The organism is Methanoregula sp., from assembly GCF_049690535.1.
GTDB lineage: Archaea > Halobacteriota > Methanomicrobia > Methanomicrobiales > Methanospirillaceae > Methanoregula.
In genome coordinates this window covers 38,345-57,999 of sequence record NZ_JBAVMX010000111.1, presented here as the reverse complement: position 1 = coordinate 57,999, position 19,655 = coordinate 38,345, and the positions used below count along the sequence as shown (strand labels likewise).

Sequence of the window (19,655 nt, the reverse complement as noted above, 5' to 3'; positions counted from 1 at the left end):
TGATGCCTACATTTGGGCAGATACTTGGCATTGAGGGGACAGCCTGGAACCTCAGTGCTGCTCTTTTTGACCGGGATCTTATCTCACTGTGCTCGCGCCCGTACTCTCCCGCCCATGGCGGCATCCACCCGCGCGAGGCGGCACAGCACCATGCATCAGTGATAAAAGATGTTATCTCTGCGGTTCTGCAGGAACCGGAGAAGGTCACCGGGATTGCCTTCTCGCAAGGGCCGGGACTTGGGCCATGCCTGCGGACGGTTGCGACCGCAGCGCGATCCCTTGCACTTGCGCTTGACGTCCCGCTTGTTGGCGTGAACCACTGCGTTGCCCATATAGAGATCGGGTGCTGGGCAACCGGCTGCCGGGACCCAGTCGTGCTGTACGCGAGCGGAGCAAACACACAGGTGATCGGGTATCTCAACGGGAGATACCGCATTTTTGGGGAGACGCTGGACATCGGTATAGGAAACGCGCTTGATAAGTTTGCCCGGGCAAAAGATCTCCCGCATCCCGGGGGGCCCCTGATCGAGGCGCAGGCAAAAGCCGGTCATTATTTTGAACTTCCCTATACGGTCAAGGGCATGGATCTCGCATTCTCGGGACTGGTCTCCGCGGCAAAGGATGCAAAAGAACCGCTGCCCGATGTCTGTTGCAGCCTGCAGGAGACGGCATTTGCGATGTGCGTCGAGGTAACAGAACGAGCGCTCTCGCTCACCGGAAAAGACGAAGTGCTCCTTGTCGGTGGCGTGGGGGCAAACACTCGGCTGCAGGAGATGCTTCGTGTCATGTGCGAGGAGCGGGGGGCACAGTTCTTTGTGCCCGAGCGAAAGTACCTTGGGGACAACGGCGCGATGATTGCTTATACAGGAAAACTGATGCTCGAGAGCAGCCAGTCGCTTGCCATTGAGGATTCTCAGGTCAACCCGTCCTTCCGCTCGGACGAGGTCGAGGTCACCTGGAAATACGAAGTCACGCATGCACCGGACCACGGACAATATGGCAACACCGGGCAGAAACGGGGGGCAGAGGCCCTTGTCTCTTTCAGCGACGGGACCGCGATCAAGCAACGGGTATCCAAACGGTACCGGGTGCCCGCTCTCGACAAAAAACTGATCGCGGAAAGGACACGGGCCGAGACCCGGCTCATACACATGGCACGGAAGGGGGGCGTCCCCACACCGGTCATACGCGATGTCACCCACGACTCCATTGTCATGGATCAGGTGGCCGGCACGCTTCTTACAGGAGCACTCACTGAGGCACACTGCAATGAGGCCGGACGAATTGTCGGTCGGCTGCACGCGGTCGGCATCATGCACGGGGACCTCACAACCAGTAATATAATCCTGCGCGAAGGTGACGGCAGGTGCGTGCTGATCGATTTCGGCTTATCGCAGGTGACCTCGGAGATCGAGCAGAGGGGCGTTGATCTCCACGTCATGTTCCAGACACTTAAAAGTACCAACCCGAAAGAGGCCGGCGTATTCAGTGCGGCATTTGCCCAAGGGTACGCGGAAACGTTTTCCGGCTCAGACGAGGTGCTGGCCCGGGAGCAGGAGATTGAACTCCGGGGGAGATACCTGTGAGCCGGAGTCTGACGATCGTCACCAGCAATGTGCACAAAGCACAAGAGGTCGCAGCATTTTTTGGCGGAACTCTTGAAGTCAGGCATGTGGCACTCGACATCCCGGAACTCCGGTCCGATGATGTAACAGAGATCGCACGGGAGAAAGCGCGGTATGCATACAATCACCTGCATATGCCGCTTATCGTTGATGACACTGCATTCTCCATCGATGCACTCAACGGGTTCCCGGGGCCGTACGCGGCATACGTGCTCCAATCAATTGGCAACACCGGCATCCTCAGGCTGATGGATAATGTCCCGGACCGTAATGCCAGGTTCACCACCGCGATCGCATTTGCTGATGAAACCGGTATTGAAGTGTTCACCGGAACAATTGATGGCAGGATCATAACAGCGCCCCGGGGCACCGGGGGATTCGGGTATGATCCGATCTTCGAGGTCGGAGGACAGACCCTTGCCGAGATCCCGCTTGAAGAGAAGAGCGCCATCTCCCATCGCGCCCGCGCACTTACTGCGTTCCGGGACTGGTTTGTGAAAAGGCCAGCCTGAAATTATTACGGGGTTACGCGAAACGGTTAAAAGATCGAAGAACATTGTTATAAGGGCAGACAGGAGTGTATATTCATGGCAAAGTTCCCAGAAGCCGAAGCCCGTTTACTCAACGTGAAGGTATGTATGCATTGCAATGCACGCAATGCAATCCGCGCAACAACATGCCGCAAGTGCGGTTACAAGAACCTGCGCCCGAAAAACAAGGAACGAAAAGCGTAATTGAATTTTTCAATACTGTTTTTCTTTTTTTGGTTTTTTATAATAGAGAAATCAGGACGAATAGTACGTGACACGTTTGCCTTTCTGTGCATATTCGCCGGCAAACGTCTCGATGTTGCGCTTGTACCCGATCCGGTCAACAAACCCTAATGTGCGGAGGTTCTCCCGGACCCGCATCACATCCGGCTCATCTGCCCAATCCTTGGTATAGACGTAAATGACCCTGCGGCTGTCCCGGGAGTCAGGGTTGGGTTTTGCCGTGCTGACTTTTGCCGAGATGCCCAAATCGTGTGCGACGGTTGCATCACGCACCTTCTTCCATGCGTCATCTGCCACATCGGGCTCCTGGAAGATCAGCCACTTGCCGGCATGCTCATCTTCAATGGCCTCGGGTGCGCTGCCCGGTGCATCCTGAACAATCCAGTACATCTGCGTCGTCTTTGAGGGGAGGACACCTTCACCCTCGCAGAGCATCCGGTAGATCGTATTGACAGAACCAAAACGTGCAAGGAGCGCCTCGGCAAGCTGCGGGTATTCGCTGGTGAGCTGCCCGAAGCTATCGTTCAGGTCTGCAGTGAAGTCAACGCCTCCTTCAACGAGCGCACAGAGATACTTGCCCTGCGTCTGGAGTCTTCTGGTGAGAAGGTGATCGAAGATACCGTATGCCACGTCAGCCAGAGCCTCGGAATCGACTTCGTCCATATTGTACCCGTCCGGTGTTCTGCCGAAAAATAGTTTCTGCTTTGAATGCTGGGCCGGGGATGGAACGCACAAAAGCGGAGAGGGTGCAAAAATTCCGGGGCCGGTAACCTGTGAAATCGAGGGAATACAGGAGTCTTCTGCTGTCTTTTTCGAATGATTTAAGAGTGCAGGCAGCAAAAAAATACCAATTATGGAATGGAAAAGAGACTGGGGCCTGACAGCCCGGGTATTATTGACAGGATTTTTACTGTTCCTCCTCTACCTCGTGTTCATGACCGTGCTGGTGGTGTTCTTCCCCAGCGTCAGCATCCTGCTGATTGTCGGTCTGGCGGTTGTCATGGGACTTGTCCAGTATTTCTTCTCGGACAAGCTGGTACTCTGGAGTACGGGTGCGCGCATCATAACAGATGACGAATACCCGGAACTTCGCCATACAGTAGAGAAATTGTGCCATGAGGCCGATCTGCCTATGCCAAAGATTGCCGTCATGCAGAGCCCGGTGCCAAACGCGTTTGCTACGGGAAGGAGCCCGAAGCACGCGGTGGTCTGCTGCACCGATTCGATCATGCGCCTCCTGACACAGGATGAGCTGGAGGCAGTGCTCGCCCACGAGCTCTCGCATGTAAAGAACCGTGACATTCTCACGATGACCATGGCGAGTTTCATCGCGATGATCGCTTCGATGATCATGCAGAGTTTCTTCTTCTCTGCGCTCTTTGGGGGCAATGATCGTGAGGGAGGTTCGGGGTGGATCATTGTCTGGATTGTCTCGATCATTGTCTACGCGCTGAGCACCCTTCTGATGCTTGCGCTCTCCCGGTACCGCGAGTTTGCGGCAGACCGGGGAAGCGCGCTTATCACGAGAAATCCCCGGGCGCTTATTTCGGCTTTAAACAAGATCACCGGCAGAATGGAAATTGTGCCCCCTCAGGCAAAGGCAAAAGTCGAGGGTGCGAATGCATTTTTCATCATCCCGGCGCTCTCGGGCAACCGGATCATGGAACTCTTCTCGACACACCCGGCGACAGAGAAGCGGATTGCCGCTCTTGAAAAAATTGAGATCGAACTTCACGGATACTGAACTAACATTTTTTTGCACGAACGTTTTTCGGGCTTTTTTTCATTTTGAATTTCCCACGGTGCGGGGAGGTGCATTTTCGCTACCAGATACTAAAAAGGAGAAAAGGGTACCCCCAAACGAGGGAAAAACCAACACAATGTACGATCAGGGTCGGAAACTGTGATCAGACCGGGATAAGTAAGCATTAATACACCTCCCCGCCAAAATTGTAGAGCACAGTGCATCGATGGTCTAGTGGTATGACTTAGGCCTTCCAAGCCTATAGCCCGGGTTCAATTCCCGGTCGATGCATGAGGGCTCGTGGTCTAGTTGGCTATGACGTCGCCTTCACACGGCGAAGATCTCGAGTTCGAATCTCGACGGGCCCATGCATTTTTGCACATGTTTTTCCGGTAAGATTCTTCACCGGCAGGTCGCATCTTTTTTTAGGCCGGTTCCACTACAGTTCGATCATGAAACCGGTTTTGTGAACAGAGGGGAGTCCGGAACGGGGGGAGTATAACGTCCGGCTCACCCAGATCAGTGACAGTATGATCACTCTGCAGGTGCATTTCATGAAGTGTCCTGAAGAAGGATCTTACCGTTTCCCGATTGCCATAATGATGGTACGCCATATAAAACAGATCTGTTTTCTTTTCATTTTCCCCATTTCGGGGAACTGTCAGAATAATGCGTATAACCGCCATCTGCCAAAATTAACCATATTTTAAAGAGATTCCAGTGGAAACAAAGGGGTATAAATATTGACATCTGATTACACAATAGATTGAACGGGCATTGCACAGACATTTGTTTTTGCAGGTACATACAAAGCAAGGATATGAACACAGGAAAGTGAGCGGTGAGCATTCAAGCGAGGAAGAGTCCGCAATAATCAGCCCCGGATCCTGCAAGGGCTTTTCCCACCAAATAGCCCCTCATATGTTTAGATGATCAGGAATCATACTGGAGACGAGCCCGTCTTAAGAAAAACTTTTGTGCAATCTGGCAGTACCGGATTGCTCCGGTACCTCCTGACTGCGAATAAACAAAAATGTTTTTGAATTATGCGTTTTTCATCTTGGCTTTTGCGACGAATCCGTCTTTGCCAATGTAATACATGTAGCCCTTTTCCTTGGCAATCTTTTCAGTACCGACTTTCTTCTTCTTGCCGGTCTTGTTGTGCTTCATCGGGGCTGCCCATACATATCCATCCTTACCGATGAAGTACAGGAATCCCTTTTCCCGTACGATTTTTTCCTTTCCAATTTTCTGTCCCATTTAAACACCTCAAAACCCCGTTTGGGTTTTGATAATGAGAATTAACGCCTGATAATATAAAAGGTTTCCGTCGAAAGCACGTCGAAATACCAAATTCGGCCATATTTTCACTGGTATTTTCGGCATTGTGCCGCACAATTACCTCCGATTAAAAAAAGAATTATATCGGCCGGTTTGTCAAAATATGACATTAAAGAGGCGCGTTAGCCAGTGCGCCATCGGAGGTTCTGCAATGCGAAAAGACCGGCAAGCGCACAACCGTGCCCGCCGTCGGCCCATAACAGAACAGGTAAATTCGTACGCCAGATCTCAATTGCCGGTATCTTACAGAACATCAAAGCGGGGAAATGTAGTGACTCAGACAGAGAATAAACACAATCAGTTTTATCCCGTCTTGTTTCGTGCCGCAGTGCCCCCAGATTTATTGTCTGTCGCTTCCCATGATAATAAGAATTGGCCCATGTACTTCCACCTCATCCTCACCGACGACTGCAACCTCTGCTGCCGATACTGCCGGGCGAAGGCGTTTGAGGAGGAGGATGCGGAGGGCATTGACACAGTGCCGGTCGAGATCGACGGGGATCTCCCGCCGGACCTGAGTTACGATCCGGAGCTGCTCTACCGTTTCCTCGCACGGGACCCCTCGCCCACCGTGACATTCTATGGCGGCGAACCGCTTATGCGGTCAGATCTTGTGGAACGGATCATCCGTGAGGCGCCGGTACAACGGTTCATGATCCAGACAAACGGCCTCCTGCTCGACCGGCTCCCCTCATATATTGTCAACCGGTTCTCCACGATCCTTGTATCGCTGGACGGGCGCGAAGCCCTCACCGATGAAAACCGGGGGATCGGTGTTTTTTCCCGGGTAATGGCAAACGTGAAAAAAATCCGGGCAAACGGCTATCACGGCGAACTGATAGCAAGGATGACCGTGACCGAGCGCACCGAAATCTTCGATGCCGTCCGTTACCTCGCGGAGAACACGGACTACTCCTTTTCTTCTATCCACTGGCAGATGGATGCAAATTTCACCGGGGATTTCAGCCACCGGACGTTTGCCGAGTGGGCAGAGAAAAAGTATAATCCCGGCATCCGTGCACTTGTCACCGCATGGGTGGACGAGATGGAAACGTCCAGCCGGGTTTTGTGCTGGTATCCTTTTATCGATCCCGTGGAAGATCTCCTGAACGGGAGAGCGAGTCCCCTCCGGTGCGGTGCGGGACACGCAAACTACGCGATCATGACCGATGGCCACATCGCACCATGCCCAATTATGATCGGCATGAAACAGTATTATCTCGGCCACATCGCGGACGCAGACCCGCAGCACCTCCGCCGGATCCCAGTCGGGGGCGAATGCGAAGCCTGCCACATCCGCACGTTCTGCGGGGGCCGGTGCCTGTACTCAAGCATCGTACAGCCTTGGAACCTGGCCGGCCGGCAGCTCGTGTGCGGTACCGTGGAAAACCTGCGCGACGCACTCACAGGTGAACTCCCCCGGATCCGGGCTCTTATTGCCGCAAGGCGTATCAGCCTCGCAGACTTTGCCCACGAAAAGTTCAACGGCTGCGAAATCATTCCCTGACGCCGTAGAAATGATTGGCCGGCCGGCCAGGTCGTATGCAGATGTATTTATACTCAATGGTAAGATGAATATATGCAGATCTAAAACTGCATGAGTAATACAATGGAAAGAAAAGGATTTGGCGGCCCGAGAAATTTCGGTCCCAGAGAAATGACAAAGACAGTCTGTTCAGACTGCGGAAAAGAGTGCGAAGTCCCCTTCAAGCCAACTGAGGGTAGGCCGGTTTACTGCAGGGACTGCCTGCCCAAACACCGGAAACCCCGGTTCTAATTACATTAATCCTGTTTATTTTTTTCTTTTTGTTAGATTCTTCTTTAGAGCGGATGCCGTAACCGCACGCCAAATATAGGTGCCGCAGCAATACTGCACATGGTAGCATCGTGGCACGAGGCACTCGCATTGGCTAAAGAGAAGAATCTCCCGCAGGTCTACCATGACTGCGACACTGACACCTATGGTGCCTGCCGCACCGGTGAACCGCAGGGCTGTTTTAAGAACGGTGCCTTTATCGAACACCGCTGCATCTGTATGCCGGCCCATCTCACGAATGAGGAACTCGCGGCAAAAGAGAAAAAATTCCGGGTGGAAAACCCGGACTGGTAAGATCACATCATAACAGAAATACCCTCTTTGGGTATGCGGCACGGGCCCTCCCGCAACAGAGCTGCACACAAATGCTAATTTTTCCGGATCTCTTCGCGGAACCGGTGGAAAAGATCGTACAGCATCAGCCGTAACTCGGCACCCACCTCTTCCCAGGACTTGGGGGAGGTGGAGGTGGGCAGGACGGTTGAATGATCAGCCTCCCCGGCAACGACTTCTTCAGAGTGCTCGCGGATCTTTGCCTTTGCCCAGAGGTCGCAGAGAATCTCGTAGTACCCGGCCAGAAGTACGATGATGAAGACAATCGGCACGATCACAAACGAAAGCAGCCAGAAGTAATGATAGATGTTATTCCCGGTTGTCGTATCAACCCAATCAAAAACCCGGAGCACAAATGCAATGATAAAGACGCTGCCAATAGCCTTGATCACCGGGGCCGGCAGGTTCAGCGGAAACGGAAACGCCCCGAAGATATCGCCAATAAAGATGATAATCGCAATCAGGAGCAGCAGCCAGAAGTTCAGGTTAAGAAAGTCAACACCCGAATGATAGAGCGGGCTCGCTACATAAAACGTCAGGATATTTGCCAGCACGACCACGATCAGAAAACAGATGACCCCGATCATCCGCGAGACAAAAACCCACCCGAGCGAGTGCTGCTTGTTCGGCCACATAGGATACTCACGTCAAGTGTACTTTCTAGTATTTGTCCTGCAGAGTATAAAGTCCTCGTGCAGTGCATGGACCGGCCAGAAATCCCTTTTAACGTTCCTGCCCGATGGATAGGATATGCGGATAAATTTCAAACGATACGCACTCTACCTGCTCCGGTGGCAGGCAAGCACGCCGATCCTGGCCGGAGTCGGCATCCTCCTTGCCACAATGGGACAGATCGTGGCCGCCATTGTTGCAAACCTTATTGGCGGCCTCATCTTCTTCTGGGTCGACCAGTACATCTTCACATCCCAGTCGCTTGCGGCACAGTGGGAGGTCAGAGAGAACATCACCTGCGTGGACTGCGGTAAAGTTGCAAGAGGCTACCGGCTCGTCAGGTCCGGGGACTACGATAAGAGTGAAGATGCAGCACCCGAGTTCCGGTGCGAGGAGTGTTCGAAGAAGAAGACCGATGCACTTCGCAGCAAGGGCATAAAAGTGGAGTGAACAGGGCACCGGTGTAAACCAGAAAAACCGGTCCACGGCTACAGACCGGTTTTCGTTTTTTAGGATTCCGGGAATTACGGTATTTTTACACCCTTGTGTTCAGGACGCATTCTTCTCTTTTTCAATAATGTGTTTAAGGCATTGTTTTTTCATGCACATTGGATTGCGTAAATAAACAGTAATGTATAAGTATGCACAATAACAACCAAAACTAAGCATTTGAATGGGCAATCAGCAGGATCATTCCGGATCCTCGCAAGGATTCCCGTGCCAGTGCCGGTAACCGGGCAAGACCTTTCACACACCTCGTTCCTGCCCGGGATACAGTTTACAAAATTCAGTGGCTGGTGATGCCGATGGGATGGAGACTGACACTATTCAAAACAGACTGAACCTTGGACCCGATGAATACCTGACCGCAGTAAGCGACCAGCCAAAACCGCTGGTGATCCCGCTCTGTGCCGAGATACCACTTCCACGGTGCTCACCGCTGGATGTGTTCCTGAACACCCGAAAAGGAAACGGATTCCTTCTTGAATCGATGGAAGGAAGCGAGAAGATCGCCCGGTACTCGTACGTCGGGATCGATCCCGCGTGCGTGATCACGCTGGGTCGTGACGTAACGGTAACCGGCAGCGACGCGTTTGTCGCTATTGCACGCGAACCTGATGGAGAGAATCCGGTCGACCGGATCCGTTCCATCCTCTCGCGGTTCAACTACGTAAACCTCCGGGCCCCGCGGTTCTTCGGAGGGATGGTCGGGTACTTCGCGTATGATATCGTCAACTCGCTTTTTTCCCAGGTAAAAAACAACAGGAAACAGGCAGCCGGTGAAACGCCCGACGCCCGCTTTATGCTCACAAAAGACTGCATTGTCTTCGATCACCGGGACCGGCGGCTGTTTATTTTCTCAAGCCCGTTTTTGACCTACGACACGGACCCGGCTGCCGAATACCGGCGCTGTGCTGCACATATCGAGGCACTGGAAAAGCAGATCGCAACGATCGCAGAAAAGCCACCGGTATCACCCATCTCCCCAATGATGAGCCCGCAAAAGCCGCTGGAGATTTCGGACAACACGGACAGGGAGGAATTCACGCGTGCGGTCAAAACAATAAAAGAACATATTGTGGCCGGGGATATCTTCCAGGCTGTACTCTCCCGGAGAATGGAATGCGATGTGGGTGCTGACCCGTTTCCGATCTACGCTGCACTGCGGGCGATCAACCCGAGTCCATACATGTACTTCTTCGATTTCGGGGACGAGCAGGTAATCGGCGCAAGCCCCGAAATGCTTGTGCGGGTGGAGAAACGGCACGTGACCACGGTCCCGATCGCCGGCACCCGGCCCCGGGGACAGGATAAAAGCGAGGACAAACGGCTCGCGCAGGAACTGCTTATCGATAAAAAAGAGCGGGCCGAACACACGATGCTCGTCGATCTCGCGCGAAACGATGTTGGGAGAGTCTGCAAGTTCGGATCGGTCGATGTTACCGGGTTCATGGGCATCGAGAAATTCTCCCACGTCCAGCACATGGTCTCGACCGTCACCGGAACGCTCATGGACCACCTTGACTGCTACGACGCGCTCAAGTCCTGCTTCCCGGCCGGGACCGTCTCAGGTGCACCGAAGATCCGGGCGATGCAGATCATCAGCGAGACCGAACCGGACGCACGCGGGCTCTACGCGGGCGCAGTCGGGTATATCGGCTTTGACCGGAACCTTGAGTTTGCCATCGCCATCCGGACTGTGAGCGTAAAGAATGGTAGGGCGGGCATCCAAGTCGGTGCGGGCATCGTGGCAGACTCGGTGCCCGAGAACGAATGGACCGAGATCGAGAACAAGGCCGCGGCGATGATGCGGGCGATCGAACGGGCAGGGGTCGTGCGATGAGCGCGAACGTCCCGACCGTTCTTATCGTGGACTGCTACGACAGTTTCACGTTCAACTTGTACCAGCAGGTGGGTAAACTCGGCGCCCGGCCGGTTGTTGCAACATGCGACACACCGCTTGCAGAACTCGAAAAAACCAATTGCGACCTGATCATCCTCTCGCCCGGGCCCGGGACACCGGAGAATTCCGGTGTCTGCCTTGAAGTCCTCGACACGATGAGCAAAACGATCCCAACCCTTGGCGTCTGCCTCGGCCATCAGGCCATCTGCACCGCGTTTGGCGGTCGGGTCATCCGGTCCGGGCACCTGATGCACGGCAAGACTTCGGAAATTAACAGCGACGGGAAAGGCGTGTATGAAGGACTGCCATCGCCGTTTACCGCTACACGCTACCATTCGCTCGTGGCACAACGGGACACGCTCCCGCCGGAACTCGTGGTCACCGCAGAAAGTGTTGATGACGGTTTTGTGATGGGTGTACGGCACAAGAGATACCCGATTGAAGGCGTGCAGTTCCACCCGGAGAGCATCCTCTCGCACGATGGCGATGCGCTCATGAAAAATTTCCTGTTCGGACCGCGGAAGGTTGGGGCATGATCATGAAAGAGGCGATTGCCACCATTTTGGAAAAGCGCGACCTTGCCCCTGCCGAAGCAGAAGCGGTGATGGATGAAATTATGACCGGACTGGCAACGCAGGCACAGATCGGGGGGTTCCTTGCCGGGCTCCGGATGAAAGGCGAGACCCCGGAAGAGATCGCCGCGTTTGCCCGGGTGATGAGGGCGCACGCGGTCCGGGTCAGTCCGGACGTCTCCGGGACGCTCGTTGATACCTGCGGGACCGGGGGCGATGGCTCACAGACATTCAACATCAGCACTGCCGCCGCATTTGTCGCCGCAGGAGCCGGTGTCCCGGTCGTCAAGCACGGCAACCGGGGTGTGAGCAGCCGGTGCGGGTCGGCGGATGTACTCGCGGCTCTCGGGGTCACCATCGGGATTCCTCCCGAGGCCCAGGCAAAAATTATCCATGATACCGGCATCGTCTTTCTCTTTGCGCCCAGCCACCACCCGGCCATGAAACACGTGATGGCCGCACGCCAGGACCTCGGGTGCCGGACCGTCTTTAACCTTCTGGGACCGCTTGCAAACCCGGCCGGGGCAGAAGCCCAGGTGCTTGGCGTTTATGCGGAAAACCTCACCAACCCGGTCGCGGAGGTGCTGCACCTGCTGGGCGTTTCCCGGGCAATGGTCGTTTTTGGCAGCGGGCTTGACGAGATCACAGTCACGGGCGAGACGACCGTTACGGAACTTGACGGGGGACACCTGAAGAACTACACATTGTCTCCGGAACAGTTCGGGCTTGCCCGTGCCGCACGGGTCGATATCCTGGGCGGCGACCCTGATGAGAACGCACGCATCATCCGTTCCGTTCTTGCCGGGAAAAAGGGAGCCGCACGCAATGTCGTGCTCATGAACGCCGGCGCCGCGATCTATGTTGGCGGCCGGGCCGGGACACTTGCAGAAGGGATCCGGCTCGCAGCCGGCTCGATCGATTCCGGGAAAGCAAACGGGAAACTGGATGCCCTGGTTACGGCAACACAGGGTGCAGCATGATCCTTGACGAGATTATTGAACGGACAAAAAAACGGGTGGAGAAATTGCCCTTCACCTTCCCGGAGCCTGACGGGTTCCGACACGCAAGTCTTGAAGCGGCCATCTGTTCGGCACAGAAAAAGAACCCGGTGATCGCCGAGATCAAATGCGCCTCGCCATCAGGAGGAGTTATCCGCAGGAACGTGGACATGGCAATGATGGCCGGCGTTCTTGCGGATGGGGGTTGTGTCGGGATCTCCGTTCTTACCGAGCCGTACTTCTTTGGCGGGTCGGGCGCGGATATTGCCCGGGTCAAAAAAGCGGTCAGCGTGCCGGTGCTGCGGAAGGATTTTGTCATTGACATGCGCCAGATTGCCGAGACAAAGGCGCTCGGGGCGGACGCGGTGCTCCTCATCGCAGGCGTCCTTGGTGACCGGCTCCCGGCATTTGTCGATGCCGTGTACGGTGCCGGCCTCGAACCGCTCGTGGAAGTGAGAACCGCGAATGAGATCGACTGCGCCCTCCTGACACGTGCGCAGCTTATCGGGATCAATAACCGGGATCTGACGACCATGACCATCGACCGGTCCACGACCCGGAACCTTTCGGAAAAATTGCGGGCCAATAAAAGGCTGGTCGTTTCCGAAAGCGGGATGCGTTCCGCGGACGATATCCGGGAGATGCGGCCGTACTGCGATGCGTTCTTGATCGGTTCTTCTCTCATGGCCCACCAGGCACCCGGGAAAAAACTGGAGGAATTCGTGTGCGCGTAAAGATCTGCGGGATCACCTGCGTTGAAGATGCAGTATTTGCGGAACATGCCGGGGCCGACGCAATTGGGGTCGTCATGTTCTCGCCAACCTCGCGCCGCTCGGTCTCAGAATCCCGGGCCCGGGACATTTTTGGTGCGCTCGGGCCGTTTGTGACCCGGGTCGTTGTCACGCACACGCAATCAAATGACGATCTCAAAAAGATCCTCGCACTCCGGCCTGATGCGATCCAGATCTCGCACCCGTTTGTCTTTGCATCCGACCCGGGCGCCCGGGTACTTCGGGTGATCGGACGCGGCGACAACGTGCCCGCGGACTGCGACGCGGTGATCGTGGACGAGAGCATGGGGGCGGGTAAAAAGTTCGACCGGGACTTCGCCCGCAAGGTTGTCAAAACATCGGCGGTGCCGGTCATTTTAGCCGGCGGGCTGACCCCGGAAAACGTGGGGGATGCGATCCGGGAGGTCCGGCCCTACGCGGTCGATGTCGCAAGCGGCGTCGAGACAAAACCGGGAATAAAAGATCACAAGAAAATTACGGCATTCATTGCCGCTGCACAGGAGCCAGAGCATGGGAAGTAAAGGACGGTTCGGGAAGTACGGCGGGCAGTATGTCCCGGAAACCCTGATGAACGCATTGATCGAACTCGAAGACGCGTACGCGAAAGCAACGCATGACCCGGCATTCGGGCGTGAGCTTGCCGCGTACCAGTCGGAATATGCGGGGCGCCCGACGCCGCTTACGTTCTGCGAAAATATGTCACGGAACCTCGGCTTCAAAGTCTACCTGAAGCGCGAAGACCTCGTGCACGGCGGTTCGCACAAGCTCAACAACACGCTCGGGCAGGCGCTCCTCGCAAAACGGATGGGAAAGAAACGGCTGATCGCCGAGACCGGCGCCGGCCAGCACGGGGTCGCGACCGCGATTGTCGGGGCGGCGCTCGGCTTTAAGGTCGAGGTCTTCATGGGCGAAGTCGATACAAAACGACAGTCCCTCAACGTTTTCCGCATGGAACTAATGGGCGCGACCGTCCACCCGGTGACGTGCGGGACAAAGACACTCAAGGACGCGACAAACGAGGCGCTCCGCAATTGGGTAGCCAACGTGGACGACACGCACTACCTGATCGGATCGGTCGTCGGCCCGCACCCGTTCCCCACACTCGTCCGTGATTTCCAGTCAGTGATCGGGCGCGAGGCCCGGGAACAGATCCAGAGAAAAGAGGGAACGATGCCGGACGCCATCGTTGCCTGCGTGGGCGGCGGATCGAACGCGATCGGGATCTTCCATCCGTTCCTTGCCGATGATGTGGAATTGATCGGCATCGAGGCGGCGGGAAAGGGCCTTGAAACGGGAGAGCACTCGGCAACGCTCTGTGCCGGGGACCCCGGTGTGCTGCACGGCACACTCTCGTACCTGCTGCAGGACAAAGACGGCCAGGTACTTCCCACGCACAGTATTGCGGCCGGCCTTGATTACCCGGGCGTCGGCCCCGAGCATGCGATGCTTAAGGACTCCCACCGGGTCACTTACGAAGCAGTACAGGACACTGACGTGCTGGACGCGTTCCGGTACCTCTCGCGGACGGAAGGGATCATCCCGGCGCTCGAATCCTCCCACGCGGTCGCGTACGTCCTGAAAAACGCGGAGCGGTTCGATAAAGGTGACGTCGTGATCATCAACCTCTCGGGACGGGGCGACAAGGATGTTGCGGGAATTGCACCGGCTCCGGAGGCGGCATGATGGAACGCATCGAATCCGTGTTTGAGAAAAAGGGCACAACCGCGTTCATCGGGTTTGCCGTGGCCGGCGATCCGGACAAGGAGACATCGGTCAGGATCGCAAAGGCGCTCATCGATGGCGGGACCGACATTCTCGAATTCGGCGTGCCGTTCTCGGACCCGGTGGCAGACGGTCCCACTATCCAGCGGGCGGACGACCGGGCGCTTGCCGCCGGCACCACGCCCGATACGATCTTTGAAATAGTCCGGGAAGTTCGGGCGTATTCCAAAGTCCCGATCGTGTTCCTCACATATTACAACACGGTCTACCGGAGAGGGATCGACCGGTTCTACCGCGAGGCCCACGAGGCCGGCGTTGACGGTATCCTCGTGGCCGATATGCCGGTCGAAGAATCAGATGAGGTCGTCGCTGTCGCACAGAAGTACGGGATCGACCCGATCTTCCTTGTCACGCAGACCACGACTGGCGACCGCATGGACACGATCGTGAGCCGGGCACGCGGTTACCTGTACCTCGTCTCGGTGCTTGGGGTCACCGGTGCCAGAAAGACTGTCTCGCCCGAGGCCCTCGCACTCCTGCACCGGGTCCGCTCGCACACGGATCTCCCGCTTGCCATCGGGTTTGGGATCTCGACGCCTGCACATGTGAAAACCTGCCGGGACGCCGGAGCCGATGGCGTGATTGTCGGGAGCGCAATTGTGGACATTGTGGAGAGGAATCTCCGCGATCCCGCTGCAATGGAAATAGTACTCAGGCAGTATGTTACCAGCATGAAAAATGCGGCAGGAACCTGACCCGCGACACGGTCACGGACAAAAACCAGTCCAATCTTTTTTTAAGAGGGGCCGGTAAAAAACTATCCGGTCAATAATATGTCAAGAACCTATGTATTTCTCATTCTGGGTCTCTGTCTCGTCGCCGGCATCATATGCGCCGGGTGTACCCAGCAGCCTGCACAGGCATCGGCAACCACCACACCTGAACCGCAGGCAACCGTGTCAGGTCAGTCCGGTATGGCAAACCCGGCCTCAGTCAACTGCGGGAACATCGGTGGCACCACCGAGATCAAGACAAACGCTGACGGGAGCCAGTACGGCATGTGCACGTTTACCAACGGCACCTCCTGCGAAGAATGGGCGCTGTTCCGGGGAGAGGGCTGCAAGGCCGCAAACGTGACCGCATAAACAGATCAAAATTCTTTTTTCAGGAACTTTTTCGGTATAAGATTAATGGACACGTCCCTGAATCTTCCGGGTCCTGCAACACAGGTAAAGAGCGAGGCGTACCTGTCATTAACCAGAGGCCCGGCATCCCGTAAGTGAGCATCCCCGTTGGAGGACACGATAAATTATACCCATGAAGCCGGCAAACAACATCATCATGCAGGCAGAGATCCCCAGGGTCGTGATCGCCGGCACGCACAGCGGTTGTGGCAAGACCACGATCGCAAGCGGACTGATGGCCGCTCTTGTGGCACGCGGATGTATCGTCCAGCCGTACAAGACCGGCCCGGACTTCATCGACCCCTCCCACCACACGCTCATCTGCGGCCGGCCGTCCCGGAACCTTGATTTCTGCATGATGGGAGAGACAGGGATCCACCGTACTTTTGCCGACGCTTCCGCCGGCGCTGATATCGCGGTGATCGAAGGGGCGATGGGCCTCTTTGACGGAAGGGGGGGGTCCGATACCGCAAGCGCCGCACACGTGGCAAGGATCCTCAAGGCGCCTGTTATCCTTGTCGTCGATGTACACGCGGTCTCGCGCAGCATCCACGCGGTGGTAAAGGGGTTCCGGGACTTTGATCCCCGGGTGAAGATCACCGGCATCATCTACAACCGGATCGGGAGCGACCGGCACCGGCAGATGATCGCAGATGAGGAATTTGTCCCGGCGCTCGGCTGGGTGCCCAGGCAGCCGGAGAGCGAGGTAAAGAGCCGGCACCTCGGACTTGTGATGGCTCGCGAGTCGCCGGCGATGAAAACCTATGGACGGGTGATCGCCGAAAGGTGCGACCTCGACCGGATCCTCGATGTTGCCCGGGCAGCCCCGCCACTCAATGTTCCGGCGCCTGTCGCGCAAAAAATTCCTGCGGCCCGGCACCGGCCGATCATCGGGGTCGCACGTGACGATGCGTTCTGTTTCTACTACCAGGATAATCTCGACCGGCTCGCCCGGGCCGGTGCGGAGGTCCGCCCCTTCTCGCCACTCTCGGATACCCTCCCCGATATGGATGCAATCTATATCGGAGGGGGATACCCCGAACTGCACGCGGACGCGCTCGAACGATCGCGGTGCCGGGCGGCAATCCGGGATCGTGCGGAAGCCGGCATGCCGGTCTATGGCGAGTGCGGCGGGCTCATGTACCTCTGCGGCTCGCTTGAAACCGATGGCCGGACATACGCGATGGCAGATATCCTCCCGGGCCGGGCGGTCATGACAAAAAAATTCCAGGCGCTCGGGTACGTGAAGGGCACATTCGGGAACCGGCCCGGCCTCTGGACAGGATCCGTCGCGATCCGGGGCCACGAGTTCCATTACTCACGGGTCGAGTGCAGCAGCGACGCACGCTTTGCGATCCGGCTCTCGCATGGGGCCGGCATCGGAGGAGGTAACGATGGCCTCGTGGAGCACGCAACGCTCGGGGAGTATACCCACGCGTATTTCACCGACGCGTTCTGCAAAAAATTCGTGGCGGCTGCGGCAGCGTTCAGGAAAAACGGGGGACGGAGGTAAGCGATGGCGAAAGATTCGCTCTCTCCCTGTGCGGCCGACGCACTCTTTAACACCCGGCAGCTCACGGTCGCAGGAAAACAGGTCGGCATCACCAGCCTTGATGCAGCCGTTCAGGCCCGGGGGCTTGACGGGGATGCAAAGATCAGTGCGGAACTCATCCGCCGTCTCCGTGAGAGCAATTACATCCCGCCGGCCTTTGTGGACGAGTACGCCGCAGCGGTGCTGGCCGAGTACAAAAAGGCCCCAACAAAATAATTACGCTGCGAATTTTTTCCCGGTATCGGTGAGCGAGTAAATGATCCAGTTCCCGCGGCACTCGCCTTCGATAAGCCCGCTCTCTTTTAAGACCGTGAGATGGTAGGAAAGTTTTGAATCGGAAATCTGCATGAACCGGTTGATGACACAGACGCAGAGCGGCTGGTCGCGGAGAATGTAGAGGATCGTGAGCCGCAGGGGGTCTGAAAGGGCATGATACCGTCGGCTCATTGCGGCCAGCTCGGTTCCAGCCGGAACTGCCCGGGAGAGCACTTCCTCGCCGCCGAGGTGCTCGATAGTTTCGAGGCCGATATCGGATGCCGCCCGTTTCTTATTGCGGGGTTTTCCCGTACCGCAGCAGGATATACCGGAAGACTTCATTTCAAATTATTATAAAATGCCAACATATATACCATTGACCTGCAGATACAGTTTCAACAAAATTTGAAATGAAGTGACAGACATGGAACTACCAGAAAATGCCTGCTCCGGCAATACCCCACAAAAAACGGCTGTTCAATGCTGCTACTCCGGGACTTCCGGCCCAGCTCCAACGATCCGCACTACCAACTCCATAATCACCGGAAAAGACCGGTGGGATCACTTCCTTGCCCGGTGGGGAGTCAACCGGATGGGCCGGATCGTCCCCCCGGGCCTGTACCGGCTCGGCAGCCCGACAAACGAGTCCTCGGTCTTTGCCTCCGCGAATTACACGCTCAGTTTCGATGCGCTCCGGTCGGCGCTTGCCGGTAGGGACGCATGGATCCTGGTCCTCGATACAAAGGGCATCAATGTCTGGTGCGCTGCCGGGAAAGGCACGTTCGGCACGGATGAACTGGTCCGGCGCATCGGCTTCACCGGTCTCTCCGGGGTCGTCTCGCACCGTAAAATTATCCTCCCCCAACTTTCGGCACCCGGGGTTTCGGCACATGAGGTCGCCCGCAGGTCCGGCTTCTCGGTCGAGTACGGCCCGGTCCGGGCCCGGGATCTCCCTGCGTACATCGCCACCCATACGGCAACGCAGGAGATGCGAACCGTCAGGTTCCCCCTTGCCGACAGGCTCGTCCTCTGCCCCATGGAACTGACGCATGTACTCCTGCCGATGATCGCAGCGGCAGTCGTGCTGTACTTCCTTGCCGGCCCTGTCGCGGGGCTCGCCGCAGTTGCCGCCGTGCTCGCAGGGACAGTACTCTTCCCGGCGCTGCTCCCAGTTATCCCGACGCATGACTTCTCCATGAAGGGATTTTTCCTCGGGGTCCTTGTCGCAATCCCGTTTGCGGCCGGATTCGTTGAGGCGCCCGGCCTCTCCGGCATTGCACAGGTCATCGCGGTACTCGTCCCGTTCCTCATCATCCCGTCCGTTGTCGCGTACCTCGCCCTTAACTTCACGGGCTCGACCACGTTCACCTCGCGGACGGGTGTGAAAAAAGAGATCTTCCGGTACGTGCCGGCGATGGTACTCATGGTCGGCGCCGGGACAATTCTCGGAATCGCGCTTGGTGTCCTCCGGCTCACGGGGGTGGCCTGATGTTTGACGCGTACACTGATAACACGCTCCGGTATTTCCCGGAAAAATGCATCAACTGCCGGCGCTGCACGCAGGTCTGCCCCCACCGGGTCTTTGCCGAAGGAAAAAACCGGGCAGAGCTCGTTCATCCCTGGGACTGCATGGAGTGCGGAGCGTGTGCGAAGAACTGCCCGGTGCAGGCAATCGAAGTCCAGAGCGGCGTCGGGTGCGCATGGGCAATGATCGGTGCGGCGCTCCGGGGAAAGGATATGGACACGGAATGCAGCTGCGGAGGACCTGATGGCTCGTGCTGCGGAGGAGACCCACCGGAGGAACCGTGTTCGTGCGGAGCCGAAAACAGGGTGAAGTGACGATCAGTCTGACCTCATAAACGTAGTCCTTTAC

Annotated in this window: 24 protein-coding genes and 2 tRNA genes; 22 read left to right on the top strand and 4 right to left on the bottom strand. The window is 56.6% G+C overall.

The features are described 5' to 3' along the window. The first annotated feature begins 2 nt into the window (after positions 1 to 2). The 3 genes from WCE46_RS08490 (at position 3) to WCE46_RS08480 (ending at position 2,359) form a co-directional block, all read left to right on the top strand. Complete coding sequence (locus WCE46_RS08490) at positions 3 to 1,586, top strand: bifunctional N(6)-L-threonylcarbamoyladenine synthase/serine/threonine protein kinase (protein ID WP_424733262.1); 1,584 nt, start codon at positions 3 to 5, stop codon at positions 1,584 to 1,586. Beyond that, the gene (gene rdgB / locus WCE46_RS08485; protein WP_424733261.1) at positions 1,583 to 2,137 is read left to right on the top strand and encodes an RdgB/HAM1 family non-canonical purine NTP pyrophosphatase; all 555 of its coding nucleotides are present in this window, start codon (positions 1,583 to 1,585) and stop codon (positions 2,135 to 2,137) included. Before WCE46_RS08490 ends, rdgB begins: the two co-directional genes overlap by 4 nt. Positions 2,138 to 2,212: 75 nt before the next feature. Next, a complete protein-coding gene (locus tag WCE46_RS08480; RefSeq protein WP_424733260.1) occupies positions 2,213 to 2,359 on the top strand; it encodes a 50S ribosomal protein L40e in 147 nt (48 codons plus the stop codon). Between the two features lie 51 nt (positions 2,360 to 2,410). On the opposite strand, the gene WCE46_RS08475 is transcribed toward WCE46_RS08480, so the two are convergent. Then, a complete protein-coding gene (locus tag WCE46_RS08475; protein ID WP_424733259.1) occupies positions 2,411 to 3,061 on the bottom strand; it encodes a putative phosphothreonine lyase domain-containg protein in 651 nt (216 codons plus the stop codon). 190 nt (positions 3,062 to 3,251) lie between these two features. Here WCE46_RS08475 and htpX point away from each other — a divergent pair, with 190 nt between their 5' ends. The 3 genes from htpX (at position 3,252) to WCE46_RS08460 (ending at position 4,510) form a co-directional block, all read left to right on the top strand. Continuing rightward, positions 3,252 to 4,142 carry a zinc metalloprotease HtpX gene (gene htpX / locus WCE46_RS08470; RefSeq protein ID WP_424733258.1) on the top strand — a complete coding sequence of 297 codons (891 nt, stop codon included), beginning with the start codon at positions 3,252 to 3,254 and terminating at the stop codon, positions 4,140 to 4,142. Between the two features lie 220 nt (positions 4,143 to 4,362). Then, positions 4,363 to 4,433: transfer RNA gene (locus WCE46_RS08465), tRNA-Gly, on the top strand. Between the two features lie 3 nt (positions 4,434 to 4,436). After that, positions 4,437 to 4,510: transfer RNA gene (locus tag WCE46_RS08460), tRNA-Val, on the top strand. A 676-nt stretch (positions 4,511 to 5,186) separates the two neighbouring features. Here the strand turns inward: WCE46_RS08460 and WCE46_RS08455 are convergent. Next, positions 5,187 to 5,402: a hypothetical protein gene (locus tag WCE46_RS08455; RefSeq protein ID WP_424733257.1), complete on the bottom strand. Its 216-nt coding sequence runs from the start codon at positions 5,400 to 5,402 to the stop codon at positions 5,187 to 5,189. Positions 5,403 to 5,862: 460 nt separating this feature from the next. Between WCE46_RS08455 and WCE46_RS08450 the strand changes: the two genes are divergently transcribed. The 3 genes from WCE46_RS08450 (at position 5,863) to WCE46_RS08440 (ending at position 7,593) form a co-directional block, all read left to right on the top strand. Then, positions 5,863 to 6,990 carry a TIGR04084 family radical SAM/SPASM domain-containing protein gene (locus WCE46_RS08450; protein WP_424733256.1) on the top strand — a complete coding sequence of 376 codons (1,128 nt, stop codon included), beginning with the start codon at positions 5,863 to 5,865 and terminating at the stop codon, positions 6,988 to 6,990. 102 nt (positions 6,991 to 7,092) lie between these two features. Then, positions 7,093 to 7,260: a CxxC-x17-CxxC domain-containing protein gene (locus WCE46_RS08445; RefSeq protein WP_198324438.1), complete on the top strand. Its 168-nt coding sequence runs from the start codon at positions 7,093 to 7,095 to the stop codon at positions 7,258 to 7,260. A 99-nt stretch (positions 7,261 to 7,359) separates the two neighbouring features. Then, entirely contained in the window at positions 7,360 to 7,593 is a 234-nt protein-coding gene (locus tag WCE46_RS08440; RefSeq protein ID WP_424733255.1) for a hypothetical protein, read from the top strand. Positions 7,594 to 7,667: 74 nt separating this feature from the next. Here WCE46_RS08440 and WCE46_RS08435 read toward each other — a convergent pair whose 3' ends face one another. Continuing rightward, positions 7,668 to 8,267, bottom strand: a complete 600-nt coding sequence (locus tag WCE46_RS08435; RefSeq protein ID WP_424733254.1) for a hypothetical protein — start codon at positions 8,265 to 8,267, stop codon at positions 7,668 to 7,670. A 115-nt stretch (positions 8,268 to 8,382) separates the two neighbouring features. Here WCE46_RS08435 and WCE46_RS08430 point away from each other — a divergent pair, with 115 nt between their 5' ends. The 11 genes from WCE46_RS08430 (at position 8,383) to WCE46_RS08380 (ending at position 17,743) form a co-directional block, all read left to right on the top strand. Further along, the gene (locus WCE46_RS08430) at positions 8,383 to 8,754 is read left to right on the top strand and encodes a hypothetical protein (protein ID WP_424733253.1); all 372 of its coding nucleotides are present in this window, start codon (positions 8,383 to 8,385) and stop codon (positions 8,752 to 8,754) included. A 361-nt stretch (positions 8,755 to 9,115) separates the two neighbouring features. Further along, on the top strand, positions 9,116 to 10,648 hold the full coding sequence (gene trpE / locus WCE46_RS08425) for an anthranilate synthase component I (RefSeq protein ID WP_424733252.1): 1,533 nt from the start codon (positions 9,116 to 9,118) through the stop codon (positions 10,646 to 10,648). After that, the gene (locus WCE46_RS08420; RefSeq protein ID WP_424733251.1) at positions 10,645 to 11,244 is read left to right on the top strand and encodes an anthranilate synthase component II; all 600 of its coding nucleotides are present in this window, start codon (positions 10,645 to 10,647) and stop codon (positions 11,242 to 11,244) included. The genes trpE and WCE46_RS08420 overlap by 4 nt, the downstream gene beginning before the upstream one ends. Continuing rightward, on the top strand, positions 11,241 to 12,260 hold the full coding sequence (gene trpD, locus WCE46_RS08415) for an anthranilate phosphoribosyltransferase (protein ID WP_424733250.1): 1,020 nt from the start codon (positions 11,241 to 11,243) through the stop codon (positions 12,258 to 12,260). The genes WCE46_RS08420 and trpD overlap by 4 nt, the downstream gene beginning before the upstream one ends. Then, the gene (locus WCE46_RS08410; RefSeq protein WP_424733249.1) at positions 12,257 to 13,012 is read left to right on the top strand and encodes an indole-3-glycerol phosphate synthase TrpC; all 756 of its coding nucleotides are present in this window, start codon (positions 12,257 to 12,259) and stop codon (positions 13,010 to 13,012) included. The genes trpD and WCE46_RS08410 overlap by 4 nt, the downstream gene beginning before the upstream one ends. Next, positions 13,003 to 13,590, top strand: a complete 588-nt coding sequence (locus tag WCE46_RS08405) for a phosphoribosylanthranilate isomerase (RefSeq protein WP_424733248.1) — start codon at positions 13,003 to 13,005, stop codon at positions 13,588 to 13,590. Before WCE46_RS08410 ends, WCE46_RS08405 begins: the two co-directional genes overlap by 10 nt. Beyond that, positions 13,580 to 14,752 (top strand): tryptophan synthase subunit beta, encoded by a 1,173-nt coding sequence (gene trpB, locus WCE46_RS08400; RefSeq protein ID WP_424733247.1) that lies wholly within the window; start codon positions 13,580 to 13,582, stop codon positions 14,750 to 14,752. Before WCE46_RS08405 ends, trpB begins: the two co-directional genes overlap by 11 nt. Continuing rightward, on the top strand, positions 14,749 to 15,546 hold the full coding sequence (gene trpA / locus WCE46_RS08395; protein WP_424733246.1) for a tryptophan synthase subunit alpha: 798 nt from the start codon (positions 14,749 to 14,751) through the stop codon (positions 15,544 to 15,546). Before trpB ends, trpA begins: the two co-directional genes overlap by 4 nt. Before the next feature lie 78 nt (positions 15,547 to 15,624). Then, entirely contained in the window at positions 15,625 to 15,936 is a 312-nt protein-coding gene (locus tag WCE46_RS08390) for a DUF333 domain-containing protein (RefSeq protein ID WP_424733245.1), read from the top strand. A 172-nt stretch (positions 15,937 to 16,108) separates the two neighbouring features. Continuing rightward, positions 16,109 to 17,488 carry a cobyrinate a,c-diamide synthase gene (locus tag WCE46_RS08385; protein WP_424733244.1) on the top strand — a complete coding sequence of 460 codons (1,380 nt, stop codon included), beginning with the start codon at positions 16,109 to 16,111 and terminating at the stop codon, positions 17,486 to 17,488. 3 nt (positions 17,489 to 17,491) lie between these two features. Next, positions 17,492 to 17,743 (top strand): NAC family transcription factor, encoded by a 252-nt coding sequence (locus WCE46_RS08380; RefSeq protein WP_424733243.1) that lies wholly within the window; start codon positions 17,492 to 17,494, stop codon positions 17,741 to 17,743. Here the strand turns inward: WCE46_RS08380 and WCE46_RS08375 are convergent, their stop codons facing one another. Beyond that, entirely contained in the window at positions 17,744 to 18,124 is a 381-nt protein-coding gene (locus WCE46_RS08375; protein ID WP_424733242.1) for an ArsR/SmtB family transcription factor, read from the bottom strand. 82 nt (positions 18,125 to 18,206) lie between these two features. On the opposite strand from WCE46_RS08375, the gene hgcA reads away from it, so the two are divergent. Together hgcA and hgcB are read left to right on the top strand one after the other, a co-directional pair. Beyond that, entirely contained in the window at positions 18,207 to 19,271 is a 1,065-nt protein-coding gene (gene hgcA / locus WCE46_RS08370; RefSeq protein WP_424733241.1) for a mercury methylation corrinoid protein HgcA, read from the top strand. Then, positions 19,271 to 19,621, top strand: coding sequence for a mercury methylation ferredoxin HgcB (gene hgcB, locus WCE46_RS08365; RefSeq protein WP_424733240.1), 351 nt, complete (start codon positions 19,271 to 19,273; stop codon positions 19,619 to 19,621). Before hgcA ends, hgcB begins: the two co-directional genes overlap by 1 nt. Positions 19,622 to 19,655: the final 34 nt, after the last annotated feature.